The 24,582-nt window shown below is 70.4% G+C and carries 20 protein-coding genes; 5 read left to right on the top strand and 15 right to left on the bottom strand.

Features of this window, described 5'->3' with window-relative positions; translation table 11 throughout:
* Positions 1 to 6: 6 nt before the first annotated feature.
* Genes AB0I81_RS25720 through AB0I81_RS25705 form a run of 4 tightly spaced genes read right to left on the bottom strand, consistent with a single transcriptional unit; the run spans position 7 to position 4,620 of the window.
* On the bottom strand, positions 7 to 1,833 hold the full coding sequence (locus tag AB0I81_RS25720) for a sugar-binding domain-containing protein (protein WP_360661066.1): 1,827 nt from the start codon (positions 1,831 to 1,833) through the stop codon (positions 7 to 9).
* A 29-nt stretch (positions 1,834 to 1,862) separates the two neighbouring features.
* Complete coding sequence (locus tag AB0I81_RS25715) at positions 1,863 to 2,705, bottom strand: carbohydrate ABC transporter permease (protein WP_360661063.1); 843 nt, start codon at positions 2,703 to 2,705, stop codon at positions 1,863 to 1,865.
* Complete coding sequence (locus AB0I81_RS25710; protein ID WP_360661061.1) at positions 2,702 to 3,613, bottom strand: sugar ABC transporter permease; 912 nt, start codon at positions 3,611 to 3,613, stop codon at positions 2,702 to 2,704. The genes AB0I81_RS25715 and AB0I81_RS25710 overlap by 4 nt, the downstream gene beginning before the upstream one ends.
* The gene (locus tag AB0I81_RS25705; protein ID WP_360661788.1) at positions 3,610 to 4,620 is read right to left on the bottom strand and encodes a LacI family DNA-binding transcriptional regulator; all 1,011 of its coding nucleotides are present in this window, start codon (positions 4,618 to 4,620) and stop codon (positions 3,610 to 3,612) included. Before AB0I81_RS25705 ends, AB0I81_RS25710 begins: the two co-directional genes overlap by 4 nt.
* Before the next feature lie 166 nt (positions 4,621 to 4,786).
* On the opposite strand from AB0I81_RS25705, the gene AB0I81_RS25700 reads away from it, so the two are divergent.
* A complete protein-coding gene (locus tag AB0I81_RS25700) occupies positions 4,787 to 6,247 on the top strand; it encodes an extracellular solute-binding protein (RefSeq protein ID WP_360661058.1) in 1,461 nt (486 codons plus the stop codon).
* 4 nt (positions 6,248 to 6,251) lie between these two features.
* Positions 6,252 to 7,712, top strand: a complete 1,461-nt coding sequence (locus AB0I81_RS25695) for a sulfatase-like hydrolase/transferase (RefSeq protein ID WP_360661056.1) — start codon at positions 6,252 to 6,254, stop codon at positions 7,710 to 7,712.
* 47 nt (positions 7,713 to 7,759) lie between these two features.
* Here AB0I81_RS25695 and AB0I81_RS25690 read toward each other — a convergent pair whose 3' ends face one another.
* From AB0I81_RS25690 to AB0I81_RS25670, 5 genes are read right to left on the bottom strand one after another with little or no spacing between them, the layout of a single operon-like run.
* Positions 7,760 to 10,774: a glycoside hydrolase family 38 C-terminal domain-containing protein gene (locus AB0I81_RS25690; RefSeq protein WP_360661053.1), complete on the bottom strand. Its 3,015-nt coding sequence runs from the start codon at positions 10,772 to 10,774 to the stop codon at positions 7,760 to 7,762.
* A complete protein-coding gene (locus AB0I81_RS25685; protein WP_360661050.1) occupies positions 10,774 to 12,093 on the bottom strand; it encodes a sulfatase-like hydrolase/transferase in 1,320 nt (439 codons plus the stop codon). Before AB0I81_RS25685 ends, AB0I81_RS25690 begins: the two co-directional genes overlap by 1 nt.
* A complete protein-coding gene (locus AB0I81_RS25680; RefSeq protein ID WP_360661047.1) occupies positions 12,090 to 12,935 on the bottom strand; it encodes a carbohydrate ABC transporter permease in 846 nt (281 codons plus the stop codon). The genes AB0I81_RS25685 and AB0I81_RS25680 overlap by 4 nt, the downstream gene beginning before the upstream one ends.
* A 31-nt stretch (positions 12,936 to 12,966) precedes the next feature.
* Positions 12,967 to 13,872 carry a sugar ABC transporter permease gene (locus AB0I81_RS25675; protein WP_360661046.1) on the bottom strand — a complete coding sequence of 302 codons (906 nt, stop codon included), beginning with the start codon at positions 13,870 to 13,872 and terminating at the stop codon, positions 12,967 to 12,969.
* A gap of 1 nt (position 13,873) precedes the next feature.
* A complete protein-coding gene (locus AB0I81_RS25670; RefSeq protein WP_360661043.1) occupies positions 13,874 to 15,169 on the bottom strand; it encodes an extracellular solute-binding protein in 1,296 nt (431 codons plus the stop codon).
* Between the two features lie 154 nt (positions 15,170 to 15,323).
* Between AB0I81_RS25670 and AB0I81_RS25665 the strand changes: the two genes are divergently transcribed.
* Positions 15,324 to 16,559 (top strand): ROK family transcriptional regulator, encoded by a 1,236-nt coding sequence (locus AB0I81_RS25665; RefSeq protein WP_360661040.1) that lies wholly within the window; start codon positions 15,324 to 15,326, stop codon positions 16,557 to 16,559.
* A 98-nt stretch (positions 16,560 to 16,657) separates the two neighbouring features.
* Here AB0I81_RS25665 and AB0I81_RS25660 read toward each other — a convergent pair whose 3' ends face one another.
* Together AB0I81_RS25660 and AB0I81_RS25655 are read right to left on the bottom strand one after the other, a co-directional pair.
* On the bottom strand, positions 16,658 to 17,443 hold the full coding sequence (locus tag AB0I81_RS25660; RefSeq protein ID WP_360661037.1) for an alpha/beta hydrolase: 786 nt from the start codon (positions 17,441 to 17,443) through the stop codon (positions 16,658 to 16,660).
* Positions 17,444 to 17,765: 322 nt separating this feature from the next.
* A complete protein-coding gene (locus AB0I81_RS25655; protein ID WP_360661034.1) occupies positions 17,766 to 18,251 on the bottom strand; it encodes a carboxymuconolactone decarboxylase family protein in 486 nt (161 codons plus the stop codon).
* A gap of 170 nt (positions 18,252 to 18,421) precedes the next feature.
* On the opposite strand from AB0I81_RS25655, the gene AB0I81_RS25650 reads away from it, so the two are divergent.
* Entirely contained in the window at positions 18,422 to 19,315 is an 894-nt protein-coding gene (locus AB0I81_RS25650) for an RNA polymerase sigma-70 factor (RefSeq protein ID WP_360661032.1), read from the top strand.
* Between the two features lie 184 nt (positions 19,316 to 19,499).
* On the opposite strand, the gene AB0I81_RS25645 is transcribed toward AB0I81_RS25650, so the two are convergent.
* The 3 genes from AB0I81_RS25645 to AB0I81_RS25635 form a co-directional block, all read right to left on the bottom strand.
* Entirely contained in the window at positions 19,500 to 20,402 is a 903-nt protein-coding gene (locus tag AB0I81_RS25645) for a CHRD domain-containing protein (protein WP_360661029.1), read from the bottom strand.
* Positions 20,403 to 20,506: 104 nt separating this feature from the next.
* A complete protein-coding gene (locus AB0I81_RS25640) occupies positions 20,507 to 20,974 on the bottom strand; it encodes a MarR family winged helix-turn-helix transcriptional regulator (protein ID WP_360661026.1) in 468 nt (155 codons plus the stop codon).
* 170 nt (positions 20,975 to 21,144) lie between these two features.
* Complete coding sequence (locus AB0I81_RS25635) at positions 21,145 to 22,158, bottom strand: zinc-binding dehydrogenase (protein ID WP_360661023.1); 1,014 nt, start codon at positions 22,156 to 22,158, stop codon at positions 21,145 to 21,147.
* A gap of 77 nt (positions 22,159 to 22,235) precedes the next feature.
* Between AB0I81_RS25635 and AB0I81_RS25630 the strand changes: the two genes are divergently transcribed.
* The gene (locus tag AB0I81_RS25630; protein ID WP_360661020.1) at positions 22,236 to 22,466 is read left to right on the top strand and encodes a hypothetical protein; all 231 of its coding nucleotides are present in this window, start codon (positions 22,236 to 22,238) and stop codon (positions 22,464 to 22,466) included.
* Positions 22,467 to 22,497: 31 nt separating this feature from the next.
* Here the strand turns inward: AB0I81_RS25630 and AB0I81_RS25625 are convergent, their stop codons facing one another.
* Complete coding sequence (locus AB0I81_RS25625; protein WP_360661018.1) at positions 22,498 to 24,528, bottom strand: DUF4832 domain-containing protein; 2,031 nt, start codon at positions 24,526 to 24,528, stop codon at positions 22,498 to 22,500.
* Positions 24,529 to 24,582 lie beyond the last annotated feature (54 nt).

The raw sequence follows: 24,582 nt of genomic DNA, 5'->3' as shown, positions 1-24,582 counted from the left end.
CTGCCGCTACTCGGCGGACTGCTCGATGGCGGTCTGCTCGATGGCGGACTGCTCGATGGCGGCCGGGCGGAGCTGGGCCGCGCGGATCCGCGAGACGTCCAGCTTGCTCGTACGGTCGAAGCGGTAGATGCCGTTCTGCTCCTGGAAGACGTCGGTGAGCTGCGTGTAGCAGTAGCCGAACATCCGGGGATCGTTCAGCAGCACGCCCACCAGCCCGGCGAAGCGCTCCTGGAGCTCCTCCTCGCTCGTGGGCCGCTCGCCGTACCCCCAGGAAGGCTCGCCGGGGCGCGCGTCCGGGCTCCACCAGATGCCGCCGAACTCGCTGCAGAAGTACGGCTGCCCCTGGTACGGCACCGACCACGGCGCGCCGTCTGGACCGGTGTTGACGTACGGCCGGCCGTCGGCCAGGCCCGCCATCTGCTCGCCGAACTTCGCGGGATCCTGCTCGTAGTTGTGCGAGTCGTAGACGTCGGAGCCGGGCACCCGGTGCGCGTAGCCGGAGGCGTCCACCACCGGGCGGGTCGGATCGGCCGCCTTCGTGGCCAGGTACATGCCCCAGGTGACGTCGTCGAGCACGGTGATGCGGTCGTGCAGCTTCTGCCAGGTCTCGTTCAGCGGGCACCAGCCGACGATGCTCGGGTGGGAGTAGTCCCGCTCGACCGCCTCCAGCCACTGGGTGACGAACGACGCGGTCGGCTGCTGGTTGTCCCCGGCGGGGCCGCCGAGGTTGGCGCCCCAGTCGCCGAACTCGCCCCAGACCAGGAAGCCCGCCCGGTCGGCGTGGTACAGGTAACGCTCCTCGAACACCTTCTGGTGCAGCCGGGCGCCGTTGAAGCCCGCCGCCACGGCCAGTTCGATGTCGCGGCGCAGCGCCTCGTCCGACGGCGCGGTCATCAGGCCGTCGGGGTAGAAGCCCTGGTCCAGGACGAGCCGCTGGAAGCGCACCGCGCCGTTGAGCAGGACGGCCTGCCCGTCGATGCTGATCGAGCGCAGGCCGGCGTAGCTGGCGGCGGTGTCGATCAAGGAGTCGTCGCCGTCGAACAGGTCGACGCGCAGGTCGTACAGGTGCGGGTCCTCGGGCGACCACAGCCGCACCCGGTCCTGGGGCAGCGGCAGCCACACTTCGGCGGCGAGGTCGAGGTCGGCGCGCGCCAGCGACTGGACGATCGTGCCCTTCTCGTCCGACAGCGTGACCTGGACCTGGTGCCCGGGGCGGTTGGCCGACACCGGCACGGTGACCCGGAACGCGGACGCGGCCACGTTCGGCGTGATCTTCGGCCGGCCGAGGCGCACGTCGGGCACGGGCTCGCACCACACCGTCTGCCAGATTCCGGTGGTGCGCCCGTAGTGCGCGCCGTGACCCCGGTAGGTGGTCGCCTGCTTGCCGCGCGCCTGGGCGCCGCTGCCCGCGTCCCTGGCGCGCACGACCACGGTGTAGGTGTGCGCGGGGTCGGCCGCGCCGGTCAGATCGCAGGCGAACGGAGTGAATCCGCCCCGGTGGCGGCCGGCCTCGACGCCGTCCACCCACACGGTGGCGTCGTGGTCCACCGCCTGGAAGTGCAGCAACACCCGCCGGCCGGCCCACTCCTCCGGCACTTGCACGGTGCGGCGGTACCAGACGGCCGGATGGAAGTCGGGGTCGCCGATGCCGGACAACTCGGACTCGGGGCAGAACGGCACGAGGATCTCGCCGGTCAGGTCCCGGTCGAGCAGGCCACGCTCCAGGCCGGAGTCACCGGCGTCCCGCTCGAACTGCCAGGTGCCGTTCAGGCACTGCCACTCGGCGCGGACGAACTGCGGACGGGGGTATTCCGGACGGGGAATCTCAGGCACGATGCTCACTTTCTCGATAAGGGATGTGATCAGGACTTGACGGCACCGGCGATGCCCTCGACGAAGTAGCGCTGCAACACGATGAACAGCGCCACGACCGGCAGCAGCGAGATCGTCGCCGCCGCGGCCATGCCCGACCAGTCGGTGGCGTTCTCGCCGACGAAGGCGAGCATGCCGACGCTCACGGTGCGCAGGTCGGGCCGGGAGAAGGTGAAGACGAGCGGCAGGAAGAACGCGTTCCAGGTGTTCAGGAAGGTGAGCACCGTGACCGTCGCGGTCACCGGCTTGGCCAGCGGCAACATGATGCGGAAGAACACGGTCCCGAACCCGGCGCCGTCGAGCAGCGCGCTCTCGGTCAGCTCCTTGGGGATGCCGCGGAAGTAGCCGATGTAGAGCAGGATCGCCGCCACGTGCGCGGCGCCCGACATCGCCAGGATCATGCCGGTCAGCGAGTTCAGCATGCCGAGCCGCTGGGCGATGTCGACCAGCGGGATGATGGTGTATCCGGCGGGCACGAACAGGGTGGCGATCAGCGCGCCCATGATGATCTTGCGTCCGCGGAACTCGTGGCGGGCCAGCACGTAGCCCGCCATGGCGCACCTGACGACCACGATCACCACCGTGCACACGGTGACGATCACGGTGTTGAGCAGGTACTTGCCGAACTCGGCGTCCTGCCAGGCACGCTGGTAGTTCTCCCACTGCGGGACCTCCGGCAGCAGGTCGAGCCCCTTGGTGAACACCTCGGCCGACGTCTTCAGCGACGCGGCGACCATCCACAGGAACGGGTAGATCCAGATCAGGCAGCCGATGGCGAGCGCGGCGGCGGCCAGCCACCAGGGCAGCCGGCGCAGCGCCTTGGACAGGTTCATGCGGCGCTCCTGGCCTTGCGGGTGGCGCGGACCGCGAGCAGTTGCAGCAGTCCGACGACGAAGACGAACAGCCCGAACAACACGGCCGCCGCGGAGGCGTACCCGAGTCTGGGGATCGTCGCGGCGAAGGCCCAGCGGTAGATGTACACCTCGATCACCTCGGTCGAGTAGAACGGGCCGCCGTTGGTCATGGTCAGCACGAGGTCGAAGACCTGCAACGACGCCTCGATCGAGAGCAGGGTGATGATGACCAGGAAGGGCTTGAGCAGGGGCACGGTGATGTGCCGCAGGATGTTCAGCGGTCCCGCGCCGTCGAGGCGGGCCGCCTCGTAGACGTCCTCCGGCACGGTCTGCAGCGCGGCCAGCCAGTAGACCAGGGTGATGCCGAACCACTTCCACACGTACACGCCGATCGTGGTGCCCAGCGCCGTGCCCGACTGCCCGAGGAAGTCCACGCCGTCCGGCGCCAGGCCCAGCTCACGCAGCGCCAGGTTCACCGGGCCGCTGGCCGGGTCGAACACGAACTGCATGACCACGCCGACGATCGCCGTGGTGGTGACCACCGGCAGGAACAACGCGGTGCGGAACAGCTTGCGCAGCGGCATCTTCGGCGAGTTGAGCACGATCGCGAGCAGCAGCGTGATGAGCACCTGGATCGGCACCGCGACGACCATGAAGGTCAGCGTCAGCCGGAAGGAGCTCCAGAACATCGGGTCGGCCAGCACCTCCTGGTAGTTGGCCACGCCGATGAAGGTCGGGCTGGCGTCGAAGCCGTTCCAGTCGGTGAAGGAGTAGGCGTAGCTGCCGAGGATCGGGTAGACGGTGAACGCGCCGTACAGCAGCACGGTCGGGGCCAGGAAAAACCAGACGTAGGCGGTGGTACGGGCCCCGCGCGGTTGGGCCGTCATGTGCTCGCTCCCGTGGTGCTTGCGTCGATCACCAGGTGCCAGGGGGCCTCCAGCTCGGCCGCCGGCTCCTGATCGCCCTCGATACGCGCCAGCAGCCGGGTCACGGCCAGCTCGGCGATCCTCTCCTTGTCGGGCGCGACGGTGGTCAGCGGCGGGGTGACGAAGCGGCCCTCCTCGATGCCGTCGAACCCGACGATGGCGACGTCCTGCGGCACCCGGAGCCCCCGGGACAACACGGCCCGTACGGCCCCGATCGCGAGCAGGTCGTTGTAGCAGAAGACCGCGTCCGGCGGCTCGGGCAGGTCGAGCAGGGCCTCCATCGCGCGCCGGCCGTCCTCGCGCTGGTAGCGCTGGACCGTCGCGGCGTACTCGGGCCGGACGGGCAGGCCCGCCTCGGCCAGCGCCTGCTCATACCCGGCCGAGCGGTGCGCCGCGGTCGCCCTGGCCGGCCGGCCGGGCTGCTGCCGCTTCACATGGGGCACGCCCATGGCGGCGATCCGGGTCCTGCCCAGCGAGATCAGGTGCTCCGTGGCGGCCCGCGCCGCGGCGGTGTCGTCGATGGCGACGTGATCCACGCCGTCCACCCGCATCTCACCCAGCATCACCGCCGGGCAGTCGCCCACCCAGCGGCGCAGCTCGTCCTCGGGCAGGCCGAGCGGGCTGAAGATGAACCCGTCAAACAACGCCGACCGGTCGCGCCGCATCAGGATCTGCCGCTCCCGTTCCGCCACCCCCTCGGTACGGTCGATGAGCACCGTGTAGCCGCGCTCCTCGGCCTGATCCACCACGTGGGCGGCGAGTTCGGTGAAGTACGGCACGTCCAGCGGCAACACCAGGGCCAGCAGGTTGGAGCGCCCCCGGTTCAGGCTGCGCGCCGCGAGGTTGGGCCGGTAGTCGAGCTCGTCCAGGGCCTGCTGCACCTGGGCGCGGGTCTCCTCCGACACGTAGGCGAAGTTGTTCACGACGTTCGAGACGGTGCGCACCGAAACTCCCGCTCGCCGCGCCACGTCACGCTGTGTCACCACAGTGGTCTCACCCTCCAATCGGGAGTCGATGACACGACTTCGTAGTGAAGTCTTGCCGCGCGGCATGCCACGTGGCAAGAATGAATTTGCCACGCGGCAACATTCATTTACAAGCCCTTCATGGCCGCGGGGGTGAGAGGCAGGACCGATGACCGCGATGACTCGGCGAGGATTCCTCGGCGCGGCGGGCGCGCTGGCCGCCGCGGCGGCGACCAGCGCGTGCGGCGGAGGCGGCGCAGGCGGGGGCGGCGCCGGCGGCAAGTCGCTGACCTGGTGGGACCACCAGAACCAGCTCCAGAAGGCGAAGGCGGACATCTTCGCCAAGTACGCCAAGAGCCCCGGCGGGGTCCCGGTTCAGTACACGTACTACAACCCGGCGAAGCTGGGACAGGCGCTGCAACTGGCCAAGCAGAGCGACCAGTTGCCGGACATCCGCTCCAACGGCGGGCTCAACATGCCCGCCGCGGCGCTCGTCGCCTCCGGGTGGGCCCAGCCGCTGACGCTCAGCGACGCGGCCAAGGCCCGGGTGGAGGACTCGCTCATCGAGGGCCTGCACGTCTTCGACGGCAAGACCTACGCCTTCCCGATCTTCAGCCATCAGGTGTACGTGGCCGCGAACTGGTTCAACACCGAACTGGTCGGGCGGGCCGGGCTGGACCCGCAGGCGCCGCCGAAGACCTACGACGAGTTCCGTGCCGCGGCCAAGAAGGTGCAGAGCGCGTCGGGCGGGGCGGCGTACGGCTGGATCTGGAACATCGGCATGCCGGACCGGCTGGGCGAGCAGATCCACGACATCGCGCAGGCGGCCGGGTTCGCCGGCGGCAAGGGCATGTTGTACGAGACCGGCGAGTTCGCCTTCCACTCCGAGGAGTACCTCAACGCGATCGAGTTCCTGGTCTCGCTGCGCCGGGACAAGGTGCTGGTGCCGGGCGCGAACTCCTGGCTCGACGACGTGGCGCGGGCCCGGTGGACCGCCGGGACGGCGGCCTACTACTTCGACGGGCCGTGGTGCCCCGGCGTGGCGTTGCAGGACACGCCCGAGTTCGGGAAGAAGCTCGGTGTGGGGCCGATCCTGGTGCCCGACGCGGGCACCACCGTGGCCACCTACCATGTGCCGCAGCCCGGCGACTACTGGTTGTCGCCGAAGACCAGGAACGCCGCGGCGGCCAACGCCCTGCTGAGCGACCACTTCACCACGGAGGAGTACTCGGTCCAGATCGCCAACACCATGTCGCAGCCGCCGCGCGACATCTCGGTGGTCGATCGGTCCGAGGCGCACGCCGCGTACAAGCAGCTGGTCGGCTGGTTCAAGGAGAGCGTCTTCCTCTCCCCCGACCCGATCGTCGGCAACAAGGACATCCAGCAGGTGCTGATCGAGGACAAGCCGGTGCGCCCCACCGTCGGCGACATCGTGCAGGGCGCGCTCACCGGCGACGTCACGGACGTCCGCGGCGCGCTGACCAAGTTGTCCAGCGACAGCGCCAAGGAACGCGACCGGGCGATCGCCGCCGCCAAGGCCAAGGGCGCGAAGGTCAGCCTGGACGACTTCGCCTTCCCCAACTGGAAGCCGCGCGAGGACTACACCAAGCCGATGTACGGGGAGCGTTGATCCCATGAAACGTCCGAACATCGTGCTGATCATGACCGACCAGCACCGCGCCGGCTGGACCCGCGCGACCGGCTTCCCCCTGGACACCATGCCCTTCCTCGACGGGCTGATGGAGGGCGGCGCCCAGTTCGAGCGGGGATACACCACTTCCCCGCTGTGCGTGCCCGCCCGGGTCAGCCTGGTCACCGGCCGGTATCCGTCCGCGCACCGGGTACGGCAGAACAGCGCCGCGCAGCACGTGATGCGCGGCGACGACCTGGTGGACGTGCTGCGCGAGGCCGGCTACGCGCTGCACATGGCGGGCAAGACGCACTTCCACCGCAAGCCCGAGGACTTCGACACCTTCTCGGCGCCGTACTGGCACGTGGGCGGCCCGGCCGACCGGGCGACACCCGAGCAGGCGAAGTTCGAACAGTGGCTCGGCGACCTCGACCACTCGGTCAGCCATGAGCCGTCGCCGTTCCCGCTGGAGTGCCAGTTCCCGCACCGGATCGTCAGCGACGCGATCGGCGCGATGGACGGCACGCCCGGCGACCGGCCGTTCTTCACCTGGTTGTCGTTCCCGGAGCCGCACAACCCGTACCAGGTGCCCGAGCCGTACTTCAGCCTCTTCAGCGAGGAGGAGATGCCGGAGCGGCTGGTCGGGCCCGAGGGCGCCGAGCGCAAGGGCGGCATGTACACCTGGCTGAGCCGGCTGATCGAGGAGAAGCGGCCCGGCTACGACGCCGAGTGGCGGCGCTACCGCGCCAACTACTGCGGGATGCTCCGGCTCATCGACGACCAGCTGCGCCGCTTCTTCGACCATCTGCGGGAGAGCGGCCGGGACGCCGACACGCTGGTGTTCTTCGTCGCCGACCACGGCGACTACGTCGGCGACTACGGCCTGCAGCGCAAGGGCGCGGGCATGTCGGAGAGCCTGATGCGCATCCCGTTCGCGGTGGCCGGGCCCGGCGTGCGGCCGATGGTCAACGGCGCCGACTTCGTCTCGCTCGCCGACGTGTTCCCGACGATCTGCGAGGCGATCGACGCCGAGATCCCGGCCGGCGTCCAGGGCCGCAGCCTGTGGCCCATGCTGACCGGGGAGCCGTATCCGGCGGAGATATTCGCCAGCGGGTACGGCGAGCGCGGGTTCGGCGGGGTCGCCTACGGCATCGACGAGCGGCCCCCGCTGCACTTCCCTTACGAGGGCCGCACGTTCGACGAGCTCAACACCGTCACCCAGTCCGGCACGACGGTGATGCTCCGGCGCGAGCGGTGGAAGCTGCTGCTGGACGAGCGCGGCACCGGCGAGCTCTACGACCTGGACGCCGACCCCGCCGAGCTGGACAACCGCTACGGCGATCCCGCGCTCGCCGAGGTCCGGGCCGCTCTCACCACCGACCTGGCCAGGTGGATGATCCGCGTCAGGGACGACCTCCCTGAGGCGGTCTACACCCTCAAACGCGCCCCGCACAACTGGCGCTAGCCGGGCCAGAAGGCAGCCTCCCCACCGGGAGGCTGCCTCTTTCTCGTTTACGCCCGGCGCAGCCGCAGCGTGACGATCTCGAACGGCCGGAACACGATCTCGATCGGCTCCCCCACTTCCCAGGCCGCCACCTGCACCGAGGCGTCGGTCAGGCCGGCCGCGTCGCGTTCGAGCAGGTCGGTGGTCCAGGCCCGCGCGACGGGTTCGGAGACCTCGACGCGCGCCCGCGCCCGGCCGCCCTGCGCCTCGTAGAGCCGTACGACCAGATCACCCGAGCGGTCTTCGGCGAGCTTGACGGCCTCCACCACGACCGACGGCGAGGAGACCGTCACGAGCGGGGCCACCGGGCCGCCGCCGGTGACGGTGCGGGCGGGCAGGTTGAGCCGGTAGCCGGTGTCGAGGGCCTCCAGCACGGTCGGCGCGGGCCGCAACGCGCTGCGCAGCACGTGTTCCCCCTGGTCGGCCTCGGGGTCGGGGAAACGCGGCGCGCGCAGCAGCGACTGCCGTACCAGCGTGATGGTCGAGCCGTCGGCGGCCCAGCGGCGGGTGATGTCGTGGCCGTAGGTCGAGTCGTTGGCCACGGCCGCGCCGAAACCGGGCTCCCCGACGTGCACCCAGCGGTGCGCGGCGGTCTCGAAGCGCGCCATGTCCCAGGACGTGTTGTTGTGGGTGGGCCGCTGCACGTGCCCGAACTGCACCTCCGACGACGCCCGGTCGGCGTGCACCGCGAGCGGGAAGGCGAGCTTGAGCAGCTTCTCCTGCTCGTGCCAGTCCACGCGGGTCTCGATGTCCAGCTCGGCCGAGCCCTCAGCGAGCCGGAAGGTCTGCGTGAAGGCCGAGCTCTGGTACGTGCGCCGTACGACGAGCGCGTCGCCGTCCGCCTTCACCGAGTCCGCCTCGCGCAACTCGGTCACGTTGTGGCGGTAGTGCGGGTTGATGTCCCAGGCGTCCCACTGGTTCGGCAGGTCGCGGAACACCTGCAGCAGCGCCGCCGCCTCCCCCCGGGCCACGAGTTCGCGTCCCGAGGAGGTCTCCACGAAGGAGACGAGCAGGCCGGCGGCGTCGAAGGCCGCCCTGACGACGCCGTTGTCGAGCACCCAGCCGGAGCCGTCCGCCACGGGGGCGGTCCCGGCGGGCGGGGACCCGGCCACCGCGCCGAGCGCGGGCGCCCCGGCGGCGGCGACGGGCGCCGCGTTGAAGACGACCTCCGCCGAGCCGGGGCCGGCGAGCGTGCGCTGCGCCGCCTCGATCAGCGGGGCGAGCGTGGCGGCGACGGCCGCGTAGTTGCGCTCCGCCTCCTGGTGCACCCAGGCGATCGAGGAACCGGGCAGGATGTCGTGGAACTGCTGCAGCAACACGGTGTGCCACACGCCGTCGAGCGTCTCGTACGGGTAGTCCGCCAGCCCGCGCCACGCGGCGGTGGCGTACCAGAGCTCCGCCTCGCGCAGCAGGTGCTCGCTGCGCCGGTTGCCCTGCTTCGTCTTGGCCTGCGAGGTGTAGGTGCCCCGGTGGAGTTCGAGGTACATCTCCCCCGACCACGTGCTCGGGGACGGATGAGTCTCCTTGGCCAGGTCGAAGAACTGGCGCGGCGTGCCGACCGTGACCCGCGGCGATCCCTCCAGCGAGGCCGCGCGGCCCGCCGCCTCCATCATCTCCCTGGTGGGGCCGCCACCGCCGTCACCGTGCCCGAACGGGATCAGCGAGACGTTGGAGACGCCTTTCTCGGCGTACTGCCGCTGCGCCCTGGCGATGTCGGCGGCCGACAGGTCGGAGTTGTAGGTGTCGGCCGGCGGGAAGTGGGTGAAGACGCGGGTGCCGTCGATGCCCTCCCACAGGAACGAGTGGTGCGGCATGGCGTTGGTCTCGTTCCACGACATCTTCTGCGACAGGAACGAGTGCGCGCCGGCCGCGCGCGCGATCTGCGGCAGCGCCCCGGTGTAGCCGAAGGAGTCGGGCAGCCACACCTCGTCGGGCTCGAAGCCGAACTCGCGCAGGAAGAAGCCCTTGCCGTGCACGAACTGCCGCGCGAGCGCCTCGCCGCCCGGCAGGTTCGTGTCCGACTCGACCCACATGCCGCCCACCGGCACGAAGCGGCCCTCGGCGACCTTCTCGCGGATCCGCTCGAACAGCGCCGGGTAGTGCTCCTTCATCCACGCGTACTGCTGGGCGCTGGAGCAGGCGAAGACGAAGTCCGGGTACTGGTCCATGAGCGCGAGCACGTTGGAGAAGGTACGGGCGCACTTGCGGATCGTCTCACGCGTCGGCCAGAGCCAGGCGGAGTCGATGTGCGCGTGGCCCACCGCGTACACCGTGTGCGCGCTGGGGTAGGCGGGCGAGGCCAGCACGCCGGCCAGCGCCTCCCGGCCCGCGGCGGCGGTCTCGGCCACCCGCTCGGGGTCAACCGCGTCGCACATCCGGTCGAGGGCGCGCAGGATCTCGGCGCGGCGCGGCAGGGACGGGTCCAGCTCGGCGATCAGTCCCGTGAGCGTCCAGCAGTCCCGCAGCAGGTGGTAGACGGTCAGGTCGCGCTCGACGAGGTCGATCCTGCGCAGGGTGTAGATCGGGTCGTCGCCGGCGGTCGCCTGGTCGCCGAGGTGGGTGGGCAGGTAGAAGTAGTTGCCGCCCACGTCGGGGTTGGACGCCGCCTCGACGTACAGGTCGATGGGGCCCGGACCGACGGGCACGGCGCCGTTCAGCGGCTCGATGCCCTTCACGATCGTGCCGTCCGGCCGGTAGACCAGGCCCTCCGCCTGGAAGCCCGCCTGGCGCGCGGTGAATCCCAGGTCGACGACCATCTCCAGCGCGACGTCCGCGCCGCCCCAGCCCTCGGGGATCTCACCCGTGACATGGAACCACGTGGTGCCCCACGGCCTGCTCCACGTCGTTCCGGGCGCGAACGGGGTGAAGCTCTGCGCCACGGCGTGCGTGAACGGCACCGGCTCGCCGGGCACCTCCCACGCCGTCACGTCCAGCGCCACGCGCCGCCGTTCCAAAGCGGGCGCGACGCGCTCACGCACGAAGCGCTCGACGCGCATCTCGATCTGGGCTCCGGTGTCGTGCATCAAGACTCCTTAGTTCTGACAAGACGCCAGTTCTCGCAGCGCGCCGCCCAGCGTTCGAGTTCCGTACGCATCTCGCGGAACCGGTCCGGGTGGGCGCGTGACAGCTCGCGTTGTTCGCCGGGGTCGTCGGCGAGGTCGTAGAGCCCTTCGGGGACGGCCACCTCGGCCTGCATGCTCTCGCAGGCGTCCAGGACCGCCTTCCAGCGTCCGTGCCGGGCGGCGAGCTGGCCCTCGTACTCCCAGAACAACCAGCGGTCAGGACCGGCCGCGCCGCTCTTGAGCTGGGGCAGCAGCGACCTGCCGTCGATGTTCTCGTCGTCGGGGGCGGCACCGTCCACGGCCTCCAGCACGGTCGGCACGACGTCGGCCATGCAGCCGGTCACCTCGCCCGGCGTGCCGGCCGGGATCCCGGCGGGCCAGGAGATGATGGCGGGCACCCGGATGCCGCCCTCGAAGAGCGAGCCCTTGTGGCCGCGCAGCCCGCCGGCCGAGCCGCCGTCGTAGGAGATCTCCTCGCCGTCGAGCCAGTTGCGCTCCTCGATCGACGGGCCGTTGTCGGAGGACATGAAGACGATCGTGTTCTCACGCAGGCCCAGGCGGTCGAGCGCGTCGAGGATCGCCGCGACGCCGTCGTCCATGGCCTTGACCATCGCCGCCATCATGCGGCGGCCGGCGGGCAGGTGGGCGAACTGCTCCATGTACTCGGCGGGCGCGTGCATGGGGTAGTGCGGGGCGTTGAACGGCACGTAGCAGAAGAACGGCCGCCCGGCGTTGCGCTCGATGAAGTCGACGGCCCGGCGCGCGATGACCGTGGTGAGGTACTCGCCGTTCAGCCAGACCTCATCCTCGCCCTCCCACAGGTCGTGGATCGGGTTGTGCCGCCCCCAGTAGTAGATGTGGGAGTAGTAGTCGACGCAGCCCGCGCGGAAGCCGAAGTGCTCGTCGAAGCCGCGGTGCAGCGGGCCGTAGGCCGGGTCGGCGCCCAGGTGCCACTTGCCGAAGATCCCGGTCGCGTAGCCGCGCTCGCGCAGCTCGCTCGCGAGGGTCGGCTGCGGCGGCAGCCCGGCCGTGCGCCGCGTACCGCCGAGGATCGCCTCCACGCCGGCGTGCGCGGGGTGGCGGCCGGTGAGGAGGGAGGCGCGGGAGGGCGAGCAGACGGGCGAGTTGCTGTACCACTCGGGCAGGCGCACGCCGGAGGCGGCGAGCGCGTCCAGCGCCGGGGTGTCGAAGTCGCCGGCGCCGAAGCAGCCGAGGTCTCCCCAGCCCAGGTCGTCGGCGTAGATGATGACGACGTTCGGGCGATCAGTCGTTGCGTTCATTCCTTGACACTTCCTGCGGCCATGCCGGCGACGAGGCGCTTCTGTACGACGGAGAAGAGCACGATGGTGGGGATGGTGGCGACCGTCGCCGCGGCCATGATCATGCCCCAGTCGCTCGCGTACTCGCCGAAGAAGGACGACAGCCCCACCTGTACGGTCTTCAGCTTGTCGCTGGTCATCAGCACGCTGGCGAAGAAGTACTCCTCCCACGTGGCGATGAAGGTCGTGACGGTCACCGTGACGATGCCGGGCAGCGCGATCGGGAAGACGACCCGGAAGATGACGCCCACGGTCGAGCAGCCGTCGATGCGCGCCGCCTCGTCCAGGACCTGGGGGATGGTGTTGAAGTAGCCCATCACCAGGTAGATGGCCAGCGGCAGGGTCATCGCGACGTACACGACGATCAGCCCGAAGTAGGAGTCGAGCAGGCCGAGCTCGCCGAAGAAGAGGTAGATCGGCGTGATCAGCACCACGAAGGGCAACAACTGGGTGGCCAGGACGACGAGCAGGATCGTGCGCTTCAGCCGGAAGACGTACCGGGACAGGGCGTAGCCCGCCAGGCACGCCAGCACCACCGTGCAGACCGTGCTGATGGCGGAGATGAGCAGGCTGTTGCCGATGTACCAGGCGAAGTTGGAGTCCTGGAACAGGCGGGCGTAGGCGCCGAAGCCCAGCCCGTCGAAGTACCGGCTCCACGGGACCCGGGCGGCCAGCGCGGTCGTCGGCCGCAGCGAGGTGAAGACCATCCAGAGCACCGGGAAGACGATGACGAACAGGATGGCGAAGGTCGGCACGATCACGAGGAGATCGCGTGGCCGCCGCCGGTCGGTGCCGGGCCTCATGCGCGGCCTCCTTGCCGGTCCGTGAAGAGGCTCATGCGCGGCCTCCTTCCCGCTCGTTCGTCACCCGCAGGTAGACCAGGGCGAAGACGGCCATCAGCGCCGTCATGACGATGCCGATCGCGGCTCCCTCGCCGAGGCTGTTAGCGACGAACGCGGCGGAGTAGAGCTGCGTCGCGAGCACCTGCGTGTAGGTGCCGGGGCCGCCGCCGGTGGAGAGCCAGACGTAGACGAAGTTGTTGAAGGTCTGGATCACGGTCATCAGGACGACGACGATGATCACGGGCCGCAGGTTGGGCAGCGTCACGTGCACGAAGCTCTGCCACCTTCCGGCCGAGTCCATCGCGGCGGCCTCGTACTGCTCCTTGGGGATCGACTGCAGGCCGGCCATCAGCACGACCACCACGAACGGCAGCTCGCGCCAGACGATGATCGTGATCACCGACCACCACACGGTGCTGGTCTGGGCCAGGAAGGGCACGCCCTCCGACAGCAGGCCCGTGTCCACGAGGAACTGGTTGAGCACGCCGGTGTCGGCGTCGAAGATCCATTTCCAGCAGGCGACCGCGACCACCGGCGGCACCATCCACGGCACCAGGACGAGGGTGCGGGCCACGCCCCGCAGGCGCCACCGCTGGAGCACCGGGCTCTGCAGGAGCAGCGCGAGCCCCAGGCCGAGCCCGAGCCTGATCGCGACCGTGACGGCGGTCAGCCAGAAGGCCGTGTTGAACGCGGCGGAGCCGATCTCGGGGTCGGTGAAGATCGAGGCGAAGTTCTTCAGCCCCACCCACACGGCGTCGCCGACCGGCTCGTACGGGGTCAGCTTCTGGAAGGCCAGGACCACGTTGTAGACGCTCGGGACCAGGAAGAGCACGGCGATGACGATGAGGGCGGGCGTCGTCAGCGCGTACGGGCGCTGACCTATGCGGGGGGAAGCCATGTCAGCCCTTCAGCCCTTCGGCCAGTCCCTTGAGGATGTCGGCGGCGGCCTGCGCGCTCGTCTGCTGGCCCGAGTAGACGGCGGAGCACCGCTGGTTGACGAGCTGCTGCATGGAGGCGATCGTCATCTCCGATCCGATGTAGCGCGCGAACGAGCGGGAGTGCGGCAACTGCTCGACGTAGCCCTGCTGCGCCTCGGGCACCGGCAGGTCCTCCAGGGTCTCGGCGGAGGCGGGGTACTGGTCGTAGGTCTTGAAGGTCGTCGCGCTCATCAGGTACTTGACGAACGACCACGCCTCCGCCGGGTGCTCGGTGTTGCGGTTGATGCCGAGCGCGCGACCGCCGAGATGCGTCGCGCCGTCGGTGAGGCCCGAGGGCATCGGGGCGGTCGTCAGCGCCGTACCGGCCTGCTCCGCCTTCTCGCGCAGCGCGGCGAAGGTGGCGGGCGGCTGGTACGTCATCGCGCAGGAACCGGTCGCCAGGCCGTTGCTGATCGTGGGGTCGCTGTAGTCCTGCACCGCCTGGTTCGCCTTCGGCACCGCGCCGGAGGCGAACAGGTCGGTGAAGAACTGGATCGCCGCGGCGAGTTGTTGCGGAGTGGCGCCGGTCTGCCAGTTGCCGGCGGAGTCCTTGCGTACGAGCGTGCCGCCGTGCGCCCAGAGGTAGTAGTTGATCGCGAACCATCCGGCGCTCGTCGCCGAGCCGGAGGCGGGGAAGCAGAAGCCGCTCGTCTTTCCGGCGCTTGAGGAGCTGATCTGCCTGGCGTCGGCCGCGAGTTGCTCCCAGGTGGCCGGCGGGTCCTTGACGCCCGCGGCGGAGAGCGCCTTGGGGTTGTAGACGAGCGCCATGGTGTCGGCCGTCCACGGCATGGCCCAGGTCTTGCCCTCGAAGGTGACCATGTCGGTGGCGAGCAGGCCCTCCTTCGTGCCTTCCGGCAGCGGGTCCTTGCTCAGGTGCTCGTCCAGGGGCAGCAGGATCCTCGGGGTGGCGAGGAACTCCACGTCGCTGTAGCCGATCTGGTTGATGTCGGGCCCCGTCCCGGCGTTGGCCTCGCGGGCGAACTGCTGCACGTTGTTGGGGCTCAGGGTCTGCATCTCGACCTGGACTCGCGGGTTGTCCCTGTTCCACGCGTCGACCACGGTGGCCAGGCCGCGGACCTCGCTCTCCGGGTCGAACTGGCGGAAGACCAGGGTCACCGTGCCGTCCTTGGATTCGGGTTCCGAGCCCGAGCAGGCGGTGAGAGTGACGACGAGACAGCTCAGTAGTGCGGTGGCTATGACCGGTTTCGCGAACGTCATACTGCTTCTCCTCCATGGCGACTCTCCGCCATGGGCATCAGACGCTAACACAATCAAATTGATTTACAAGGGTTGTGTCCACGTACGAAGATCTGTAGCGTGCTCGCGGGTGCGAGCGACCGCGATCGATCGCCGGAAATCGTGGAGGCGCAGGATGGAACGGCGGGGATCGAACCTTCCTCGCGTCGGCGACTACAACCAGCTGCTCGTGCTCGACCTGGTACGACGCGGCCAGAACATCAGCCGCGTCGAGCTGTCTGAGCGCACCGGCCTGTCGGCGCAGACCGTCTCCAACATCTGCCGCCGCCTCGTCGCCGCCGGGCTCATCGAGGCCGCCGGACGCGTGGAGGCCGACACGGGCGCGCGCAGGACGATGTTCCGGGTGGTCCCGCACGGCCAGTACTCGGTGGGGCTGCACATCGACCCGGCCAGGATGACTCTGGTCCTGCTCAACCTGGCCGGCGAGGTGGCCGACCGGGCCTCCATCGTGACTCCGACCACGCACGGCCCCGACGACGTGCTCCAGGCGATCGTGGACGCCTTCACCGATCTCGTGGGCCGCCAGCGGCTCAGCCTGAGCCGGGTGTCCGGCCTCGGCGTCTCCACCCCCGGGCCCATCATGGCCGACTCCGGCTCGCTCGTCGGGCCGCCCAACCTGCGCGGCTGGGGCGTCGTACGGCTGCGCGACGAGCTCGAAAGCCGCCTCGGCCTGCCGGTCGTACTGGAGAAGGACACCATCGCCGCCGCCACGGGAGAGCACTGGGCGGGCGGCGGCACGCTGCCGAACTTCGCCTTCGTCTACCTGGGCACCGGCATCGGCGCGGGCATCGTGCTGGGCGGCGAGGTGATGCGCGGCGCGTCCGACAACCTCGGCGAGATCGGGCACCTCAGCGGCGATCCCGACGGTGCGCGGTGCTACTGCGGCGGGCGCGGCTGCATCGCGATCACCTGCGCTCCCCTCCACCTCGTGTCGGCGGCCACCGACGCCGGCACCCTGCCGCCCGTGGACCTCGACGACCCGCTGGCCGTCGAGACCGCGCTCGGCCGCCTCTGCGCCCTCGCCGACGGAGGCGACGGGGCGGCGACGGCCATCGTGGAACGGTCGGCGCGCGCCATCGGCCGCGTCGCCGGCCAACTCGCCAACGTGCTGGACCTCGACGCCGTCGTCCTGGGCGGGCCGAACTGGTCCGCCCTCTCCCGTACCTACCTGCGGATCGTGCCCTCCATCGCCGCCTCACTGCTCACCGTGAGCGACGTGCACACGGTCGAGGTGCGGGGCACGAGCCTGGGTGAGGACGCGGGCGCCATCGGTGCGGCCTCCCTCGTCATGTCGTCCATGGCCTCCGCACGCACCGACCATCTGACGCTCCCACCGGGTCTGTCCAGGTAGCGCTTCAGTTGAGGTCCAGGCGCAGGTAGGCGTCGACCCAGGCCCGCTCGGTCTCCTCGCCGACGTCTTGGGCACGCGCGCGAGACCGACAGATTCGCTCAGTCCGTGCCCACCGGGCGGAGTTCCTCGGGCAGCCCGCCCCCCTCGACCACGGCACGGATCATGGCCGTGAACAGCTCAGGGCGCTCACCGTTCCACGCGTGGCCCACGCCGGGGGCCAGCCGTGCCCGGCCATGGGGAAACGCGGCGGCGATGGCGGTCAGGGACCGCTTGGTGAGGTCGTGCTCGTTCTCGCCGGCCACGGCCAGGACGGGGCACGGCGACTGCCCGGCCTCGTCGGGGAGCCGGAAGCTCAGTGCCTCGTCGCTGACGCGGCGGAAGGCCTGCCGGTTCGTGGCGCGCGCGGCGCTCTGGTATCCGTCGAGGTCGGCGGCGGGTACGTTGAGCGCGCGGGCGTTGGCCCGCAACACCGGCCCCCACTTCATGACCGGCGCCACCAGCGTGCCCATGAGCCGCAGCCGGCCCGGGTTCGGGAAGGGCAGCACGTTCACCCCGCTCACGATCGTGCCGCGCACCACCTCGGGGTACGTCGCGGCCAGGCACGCCGCCACGTAACCGCCCAAAGAGAGCCCCACGACGTGTGCCTTCCCCCCGGGCGCCCGGATGGCGATCTCATCGGCCACCTGGCGCGCGGTGTCGGCGATCGAGATCCACGGCAGCGTGTTGCTGCGCCCGTGCCCCGGCAGGTCGGGGACCAGCACGCGCAGGTCGCCGGCCAGCGCGGAGACCTGCTTGGTCCACATCCAGCCGCTGGTGCCCACACCGTGCAGGAGCACCACCGCCGGCGCGTCGGCCGGGCCGGTCTCCTGGACAAAGATCGCCATACCCGCATGCTGGCACACGCGTCGCCGTGCGATCGAGCGTCGATCGTCTTCTGACGAACCGTAGGCGGCGCAGTCATGGCGCGCGAGACGAGCCCTTCGGCCGAGGGGCATTCATCCTTTCGGCCGATCAAGGCCATGGGCGGGACCGGAACGATGGCACGTCATGAACCGGATACTCGCGGCTTCCTGCTCGCCGCGTCGGTGACAGCGGCGCCGTGCGCTCGTACCCGCGTTCCGGCTGCGCGACCGAGCGGATCGACCGTTACCTGGTCACGGGCGTGCTCCCGGCCGCCGGATGCCGGGAGCAGCAACGGCCCGGCGGTCAGTTCGCCAGGTTGGCGAACTGACCGGGCTGGTAGGAACCTCCCGGGTTGTGCACGATCACGTTGAGCCGGTTGGTCGCGTTGATCATCGCGATCACGGAGACCAGCGCGACGATCTGGTCCTCGTCGTAGTGCTCGCGCACCCGGGCCCAGGTCTCGTCGGACACGCCCCGGGCGGCGTCGGCGATCCGGGTGCCCTCCTCGGTGAGCGCCAGCGCGGCGCGCTCGGCCTCGGTGAACACCGTGGACTCGCGCCAGGCGGCGACCAGGTGCAGCCGGACCGCGCTCTCCCCGGCGGCGGTGGCGTCCTTGGTGTGGTAGTCGATGCAGAAACCGCAGCCGTTGATCTGGCTGGCGCGCAACATCACCAGGTCCTGGGTGGCCTGGGGCAGCGACGACTGCTGGATCGCCAGGGAGACGTTGTAGATCCGCTTGTTGATCTTGGCGGCGAGTTCGTTGGACATCAGGTCGATACGGGGTTGCATGGTGTGCTCCTCAGTTGAAGTGGACCGACGCACAAGAGATGCCGCCCGGCCGACCCCTGTGACAACGCGGTCGTGTGACGTATGTCATTGCACGTGGCTGTCACGGAGCGGTGCCTGGCGGCATCTAATGCGGGCACGAACAGTCGAGAACGAACAGGCGGGAGCCGGCAATGGGCGAGCAACCAGCGGACACGGCCACCGAGACCTTCGTCGCCCACCGCAACCTGCTGTTCACGGTCGCCTACGAAATGCTCGGCTCGGCCGCCGACGCCGAGGACGTGCTGCAGGAGACCTGGTTGCGGTGGACGAACGTGGATCTCGAAGAGGTACGGGACCAGCGCGCGTACCTGGTCAGGATCACCACCCGGCAGGCGCTGGGCCGGCTGCGCACGCTCGGCAGGCGCAAGGAGTCCTACGTCGGGCAGTGGCTGCCGGAACCGCTGCTGACCACCCCTGACGTCGCCGAGGACGTCGAGCTGGCCGACAGCGTCTCGATGGCGATGTTGCTGGTGCTGGAGACGCTGATGCCGACCGAGCGGGCGGTGTTCGTACTGCGCGAGGTGTTCGACCTCGACTACGACGAGATCGCCGAAGCGGTCGGCAAGAAGCCGGCCGCGGTCCGCCAGATCGCCCACCGGGCACGGGCGCACGTCGCCGCGCGCCGGCCGCGCGAGGTCGTGTCCGCGGCCGAGACCCGCGACGCGCTCGCCGCGTTCCAGCGGGCGGTCGAGACGGGCGACCTGCAACGCCTGCTCGACATCCTCGCGCCGGACGTGGTCTTCCTTGGCGACGGCGGCGGCGTGGTGCAGGCCGTGCTGCAACCGGTCGTGGGGGCTCGCAAGGTGGGCACCCTGGTCGCCGCCGGGCTGGGCAGGTACGCCGCCACGGCGTCGCTGCGGCCGGCGCAGGTCAACGGCTACCCGGCGCTGATCCTGCGGCTCGACGGCCGGGTCGACACCGTCGTGGCGGTACGCATCGACGGCGGCCTCATCACCGGCCTCTACGCGGTGCGCAACCCCGAGAAGTTGTCCCGGATCGAGCGGGAGACCGCCCTGAGCCGCTGAACCGGCCCTTTCATGCCATCTCACCTTCTGGGACATACCTGGAAGAATCTGCGCGACAAAGCTGATCGAACTCGCGCGGGGCGGCGACGTCGCCGGAGTGCTCCATGCTGCGCGACGTGCCGCACTGGCGGGCCCTGGTCCCACGGTCCCGGCCGCGCGCCCCGGCGGCCGGTCCGCTGGTTGGTTACCAGTCGCCTCTGTAGAGCTGGCCGCGGATCGCGCCGCCGGGGAACTTGGCGTTGTGCAGGTTGGCGTACCAGTTCTTCGGGTTGTTCCAGATGCGGCTCGCCACGGCCTTGGACGTCAGGGTGCTGCCCGCCAGACCCGTGACGCTGGGTGGCAGGCCGCCCTTGGCCTCGAAGAAGGGCACCACGACGGGCCCGTTCTTGCCCTTCGGGGCGCGGTGGATGTGCGCGGCGGTCGGCGCGCTGACCTTGTCCCAGGCGGCGGCGAACCACACCCGCCGGCCCTCCGGCTGCACCAGCCACTCGCCGTGCCCGTTGCCGTCGCCGGCCTTCGTGCCCGGCGCCTGAACCTCCTGCCGCCCGTCGGCCCGCGCGGTCAGCGTGCGGCCGAAGCCGTGCGCCAGCACCGACTCCATGGCCACCGGCCGTACGCGGTGCAGCTGGGCCCGTACGGCGCCGCCGCCGAACTCGGCGTTGTGCAGGTTGGCGTACCAGTTCTGGGGGTTGTTGAGTATGCGTCCGAGCAGGCCCTGGTCCCTGACGATGACCGAGCCCTTGACGGCGTGGAGTTGGCCGGGCAGCGCCTTGGCGAAGAACGGGATCGTGACCGGGCCGTTCTCACCCGCCGCGCCCCGGTGGATGTGGAACCCGCTGGGCGCCTTCACGTTCTGCCACCGGATCGCGTAGTCCACCCGCTGCCCGTGGATGCGGAACACGGCGAGCGCGTTGCCGTCCCCGTCGCCGACCTTCATGCCGGCTGCGGGGACTTCGTTCTTGCCCGCCAGGGAAGCGGCAAAGTACATGGGGGTGCTGATCGACTGCGCGGATGCCGGGGTGACTGACGTGGCGATCATAGCCGTGGCGATGGCCAGGCCGGGAAGAGCGAGGGTGCGCTTGTTCATGGTCGGCCCTTTCAGCTGCCTCATCGGTGAGGCCGAATCGGTTGCTCCTGAGAGGTACGGACCACGTCATGAGCCAGGTTCAACCGGGCGCCGACTTCCGGCGGTCAGTCAAGCCCCTGGACGCGCTTCAAGGTCTCGCGCTCGTACGTCAGCAGCGTGTCGATGACCAGCTGCCGCTCGGCCGGGGCCAGGGGTGCGAGCGCGACCCGCCACGCCTCCGCTCCCCCGGCCAGCCATCCCTCGATCGCCTCGCGGTGCGTGTCGGCGATGCCGACGATGGTCCGCCGGCGGTCCTGCTCGTCCTCGGCCCGGGTGAGGATGCCCTTCCTGTTCAGGTCGCCGACCATCAGGCTGACCGTCGTCGAGGCGATCTCCAGCTTTCCGGCCAGCGCCTTGACCGTGGCGGGGCCGTCGAGCAGCAGGAAGGCCAGCAGGGACAGGTGGCGCGGCGTGAGCGCGAAGTCCCGCAGTTGCTCGGGCACCGGAATGCGCTTTGCACGCCCCACGAGCCGCGGCATCAGCAACATCATCTCTCGCACGCCTTGATCGACGGTCGGGCCGTCCGTTGGCATCGAGCGGTTCCTCTGATGGTCGCCGGTGGGGTCGTTTGTGCTGCTCAAGTATCCCGGACGAGCCTCCACGTTGTCCAACGAGAAGGCTCGTCCGGCGACGGGCCACCGGCACAGGACCAGGCGGACGGGACCGGGTCGGGGGCGCGGGACGGGGCGCAGGGCCAGGCGGGTCAGGGGCGCAGGACCAGGCGGACGGGGTCGCCCTTCTTGCTGACCAGGCGGTCGAGCGCGGTCTGCGCCTCGGACAGCGGCAGCACGTCGCTCACGGACGCGCTCAGGTCCAGCCGCCCGCGCTTGATCAGCTTGACCAGCCGGTGCACGTCCTCGGGGGCGGAGCCGAACTGGCCGAGCACCGACTGGCCGAAGTAGCACAGGCCGGCGTCGTTCGGGATGGTGATCGGCTGCGCGGCGATGCCCACGACGACCAGCCGGCCCCCCTTGCCGAGAACCGTCATGGCCTGCTCGCGTACCGGCGGCACCCCGGCGAAGTCGAAGGCGGCGTCGAGCCCGAGCCCGTCGGTGAGGTCCATGACGGTGTCGCGGAACGCCGGGTCGGCCGGGTCGAGCGCGACGTCGGCGCCGAGGGCGACGGCCCGCTCGCGGGCGGCGGCGAGCGGGTCGACCGCGATCACCGGAGCGGCGCCGGCCAGCCGCAACAACTGCACCCCGTGCGCGCCGAGCCCGCCGACGCCCCACACGCCGGCGGCGTCACCCGGCCGGACGGCGCCCGTGGTGCTCACGGCCGCCCACGGGGTGGAGACGGCGTCGGGGACGATGCACGCCTGCTCGAACGGGAGCGCGTCGGGGATCGGCACCACCGTATGGGCGCTGGCCAGCGCGTACTCGGCGTAGCCGCCGTCGTAGTCGATGCCCCGGGTCAGCAGCTTGCCGTGCAGGTCCGTCTCCGCGTACTGCAGCAGCACCCGCTGCCCAACCGTCCAGGCGTCCACGCCAGCGCCAAGGGCGTCCACCACCCCGGCCACCTCGTGGCCGAGCGTCACGCTGTCATCGGACAACCAGAGCGGGGTGAGCGTGCCGTCGTACAGATGGGCGTCGGACAGGCACACGCCGGCGGCACGCACCGCGATCCGCACCTGGCCGGGGCCGGGCTCGGGTACGGGCAGGCGCTCCATGCGCAGTTCGCGGGTGGGGATGTGCAGCCGGGCGGCGAGCATCTCCGTCATGACAACCTTTCTCTCGTCGGCTTCCGCAGGCAGACGTGTCATGTCCAACTCGTACCAGAGTGAGGTAAGCAACAGCCATGGCACAGACCATTGGGCCCGGGGCCAAAGCACCAGATTTCACCCTGCCCGGCATCCGCTGGAACGGCGAGACGATGTTCGGCGTGACCGCGCCCGGCGTCGGTGTCCGCAGGTCGGTCTTCCTGGTCGGGCCCGACGGACGGGTGCGGTGGCGGCACATAGCCCTGCTCGGGATCCGCCGGCAGCCGGTGGAGCGGCTCACCGCCGAACTGAGCCGCATCGGAGCCTGAAGGGGGCGCTGCTGACAGCGCCCCCTTCAGATCACTGGAAGGAGAGGGAGTCGATGGTCACGGTGCCGCTGCCGCCGTGCCAGAAGCCCATCGCGATCTGCCCGGCGGCCGCGCGGTTGATCCCATTGGCCGCCATCGGGATTCTGATGTCCTGGTAGGCGGTGGTGATGGCCGGACGGCCGCCGCCGTCGAGCGTGAAGTCCCCGAAGATCTTGCTCGCCCCGCCGAGGCTGAGGTGGAAGTGGGACTGCTCGCCTCCCGACGCACCCTTGATCCGTACGACGAGATGCGTGTACGCGGACAGGTCGGCCGGCACGTCGCTGCCGAACCAGCCGGTGTTGCCGTACCGCAGGCCGAGCGCCCCGCCGGACACCACCCCCGAGCCGCCGCCGTTGGCGAAGCCGTTGCCGCCGGTCCACTTGCCGAGGTCGTTGCGGGCGGCGGACGGGTAGGCCGGGTCGCCGTCGAAGTCGTCCACGACCAGGCCGGAACCCGATGGCGGCGCGGTGCCGACGGTGACGGGGCCGAGGCCGAGCCAGCCGTCGGCGCCCTGGGTGGCGTTGGCGAAGCGCAGCTTCTTGGCGTTCGCGGAGACGGCTTCCAGCGGGTTCTTCACCCGCAGCACCCACTGGTAGGCGCCGTCGGGCACGCCGGAGAGGTTCACGCCGGTCTGGAAGTACTGCGGGTGGCCATAGTCCAGGTAGGTCGGGTCGGAGCCCACGCCCCAGTCGGGGAACGCGCGAATCTTGAGCGGCATGACCGTACGCAGGTCCCAGGAGGTGTCGAAGGTCTTGACCACGGTCCCGGCGCTGTTCTTCAGTCCGAGGGTGACCTGCCACGGATAGTAGAACGGCGCCACGCCGTTGTTGCTGATCCGCACGCCCACGTTCGTGTTCCCGCTGGCGGTGTCCTTGTAGTAGGCGTCGCCGACGGTGAGGTTGTAGCCCATGAGCCGGACGGCGGCGGCCACGTTCTGGTCGCCCGCCAGGTAGTTCCGGCTGCCTTCGTTGATCTTCCAGGTGGTGTGCTCCAGCTCGATGCACGCCTTCATGTTGTCGACCTGCCCGGAGCCGCCCGGCCAGGACGCGAACGCCGAGGGCTGGATCTCGGGCCGGACCTCGCCGCCCATCGAGGTGGTGGTCCACTTGTTCTCGGCGCCGTGGTCGAGTGCCCGCTGGAGCTGGGCGTAGCTCGCCCCGCCGAGCGACTGGGGCAGCGTGACGCCCGCCAGTGGCGAGCCTTCCCGGTAGCAGAAGGAGTCGTCGTGGTAGCCGATGTCCCGGTTCGTGCCCGCGCCCGAAGCCGAGTCGGGGTAGCGCATCTCCAGCTTGGTCCGGTCGAAGGCGTCGTCGTACGCCTGGAGGATCCGCGTGGCGTTCGCGTCGGTCGGCATGAAGTTCGGATGGTTGTCGCCGCCGGTGTCGGTGTCGAACGGCCAGGTGTGCCACTCGCCCCACAACCCGATCAGCCCCAGGTGGATGAACCCGACGCGCGGGTCGCCGTCGTAGCGGGCGCCGAAGGCCGCGATGAAGTCGCCCAGGGCGTCGAGCAGGTACGGGCTGTCGTAGTCCGGGCTGGTGGTGTTCCAGTGGGTGTTGGTCCGGTAGGTGACGTGCCCGTCGAAGCAGCGCGGGATGGCGTTGGCCGGATGGCTGCCGCTGCCGCCGGGGTACTCCAGGTAGAACCGTACGGCCGCCTGGTTGCCGTACGAGGCGATCTCGTTCAGCGCGCTGTCGAGCACCGACCAGTCGTACGCCGAGCAGTCACCCGGGTTCTTCATCACCTCTGACAGGCCGAAATAGCTCCACGTGAGGGACGTCGGATAGCCGGCGTTCTGGTCGCCGCCCGGCGTGTAGAAGCGGGCGAATCCCTTGAGCGGGTTGTCCAGCGGCCCGGGCGCGGCCGTGAGCGCATGCGCCCGGAGCGACGGGTCGGGCGAGGGCGGACCCGGCGGCCGGGGCGGCACCCCGCCCGCGGCGGCGGCCCACGCCTGGGTGACGGGCAACAGGGCCATCGCGAAGGCGACGATGGCCGCGAGTGAGGCCCGGATGAGGGCAGACATTACTGAGCATCCTCCGAAGTACGTGGCCTGCGACGGGTCGGTCGGAGCCGCCAC

The sequence above is a fragment of the Nonomuraea sp. NPDC050404 genome (assembly GCF_040655495.1).
GTDB lineage: Bacteria > Actinomycetota > Actinomycetes > Streptosporangiales > Streptosporangiaceae > Nonomuraea.
The sequence above is the reverse complement of the archived record's forward strand: the minus strand, read 5'-3'. Positions and strand labels throughout refer to the sequence as shown.

What these genes read in the sequence shown, in the direction of transcription:
- AB0I81_RS25715 (WP_360661063.1), bottom strand. Translation starts at nt 2,705, where the DNA reads ATGAACCTGTCCAAGGCGCTGCGCCGGCTGCCCTGGTGGCTGGCCGCC.
- AB0I81_RS25710 (WP_360661061.1), bottom strand. Translation starts at nt 3,613, where the DNA reads ATGACGGCCCAACCGCGCGGGGCCCGTACCACCGCCTACGTCTGGTTT.
- AB0I81_RS25700 (WP_360661058.1), top strand. Translation starts at nt 4,787, where the DNA reads ATGACCGCGATGACTCGGCGAGGATTCCTCGGCGCGGCGGGCGCGCTG.
- AB0I81_RS25695 (WP_360661056.1), top strand. Translation starts at nt 6,252, where the DNA reads ATGAAACGTCCGAACATCGTGCTGATCATGACCGACCAGCACCGCGCC.
- AB0I81_RS25690 (WP_360661053.1), bottom strand. Translation starts at nt 10,774, where the DNA reads ATGCACGACACCGGAGCCCAGATCGAGATGCGCGTCGAGCGCTTCGTG.
- AB0I81_RS25685 (WP_360661050.1), bottom strand. Translation starts at nt 12,093, where the DNA reads ATGAACGCAACGACTGATCGCCCGAACGTCGTCATCATCTACGCCGAC.
- AB0I81_RS25680 (WP_360661047.1), bottom strand. Translation starts at nt 12,935, where the DNA reads ATGAGGCCCGGCACCGACCGGCGGCGGCCACGCGATCTCCTCGTGATC.
- AB0I81_RS25675 (WP_360661046.1), bottom strand. Translation starts at nt 13,872, where the DNA reads ATGGCTTCCCCCCGCATAGGTCAGCGCCCGTACGCGCTGACGACGCCC.
- AB0I81_RS25670 (WP_360661043.1), bottom strand. Translation starts at nt 15,169, where the DNA reads ATGACGTTCGCGAAACCGGTCATAGCCACCGCACTACTGAGCTGTCTC.
- AB0I81_RS25665 (WP_360661040.1), top strand. Translation starts at nt 15,324, where the DNA reads ATGGAACGGCGGGGATCGAACCTTCCTCGCGTCGGCGACTACAACCAG.
- AB0I81_RS25660 (WP_360661037.1), bottom strand. Translation starts at nt 17,443, where the DNA reads ATGGCGATCTTTGTCCAGGAGACCGGCCCGGCCGACGCGCCGGCGGTG.
- AB0I81_RS25655 (WP_360661034.1), bottom strand. Translation starts at nt 18,251, where the DNA reads ATGCAACCCCGTATCGACCTGATGTCCAACGAACTCGCCGCCAAGATC.
- AB0I81_RS25650 (WP_360661032.1), top strand. Translation starts at nt 18,422, where the DNA reads ATGGGCGAGCAACCAGCGGACACGGCCACCGAGACCTTCGTCGCCCAC.
- AB0I81_RS25645 (WP_360661029.1), bottom strand. Translation starts at nt 20,402, where the DNA reads ATGAACAAGCGCACCCTCGCTCTTCCCGGCCTGGCCATCGCCACGGCT.
- AB0I81_RS25640 (WP_360661026.1), bottom strand. Translation starts at nt 20,974, where the DNA reads ATGCCAACGGACGGCCCGACCGTCGATCAAGGCGTGCGAGAGATGATG.
- AB0I81_RS25635 (WP_360661023.1), bottom strand. Translation starts at nt 22,158, where the DNA reads ATGACGGAGATGCTCGCCGCCCGGCTGCACATCCCCACCCGCGAACTG.
- AB0I81_RS25630 (WP_360661020.1), top strand. Translation starts at nt 22,236, where the DNA reads ATGGCACAGACCATTGGGCCCGGGGCCAAAGCACCAGATTTCACCCTG.
- AB0I81_RS25625 (WP_360661018.1), bottom strand. Translation starts at nt 24,528, where the DNA reads ATGTCTGCCCTCATCCGGGCCTCACTCGCGGCCATCGTCGCCTTCGCG.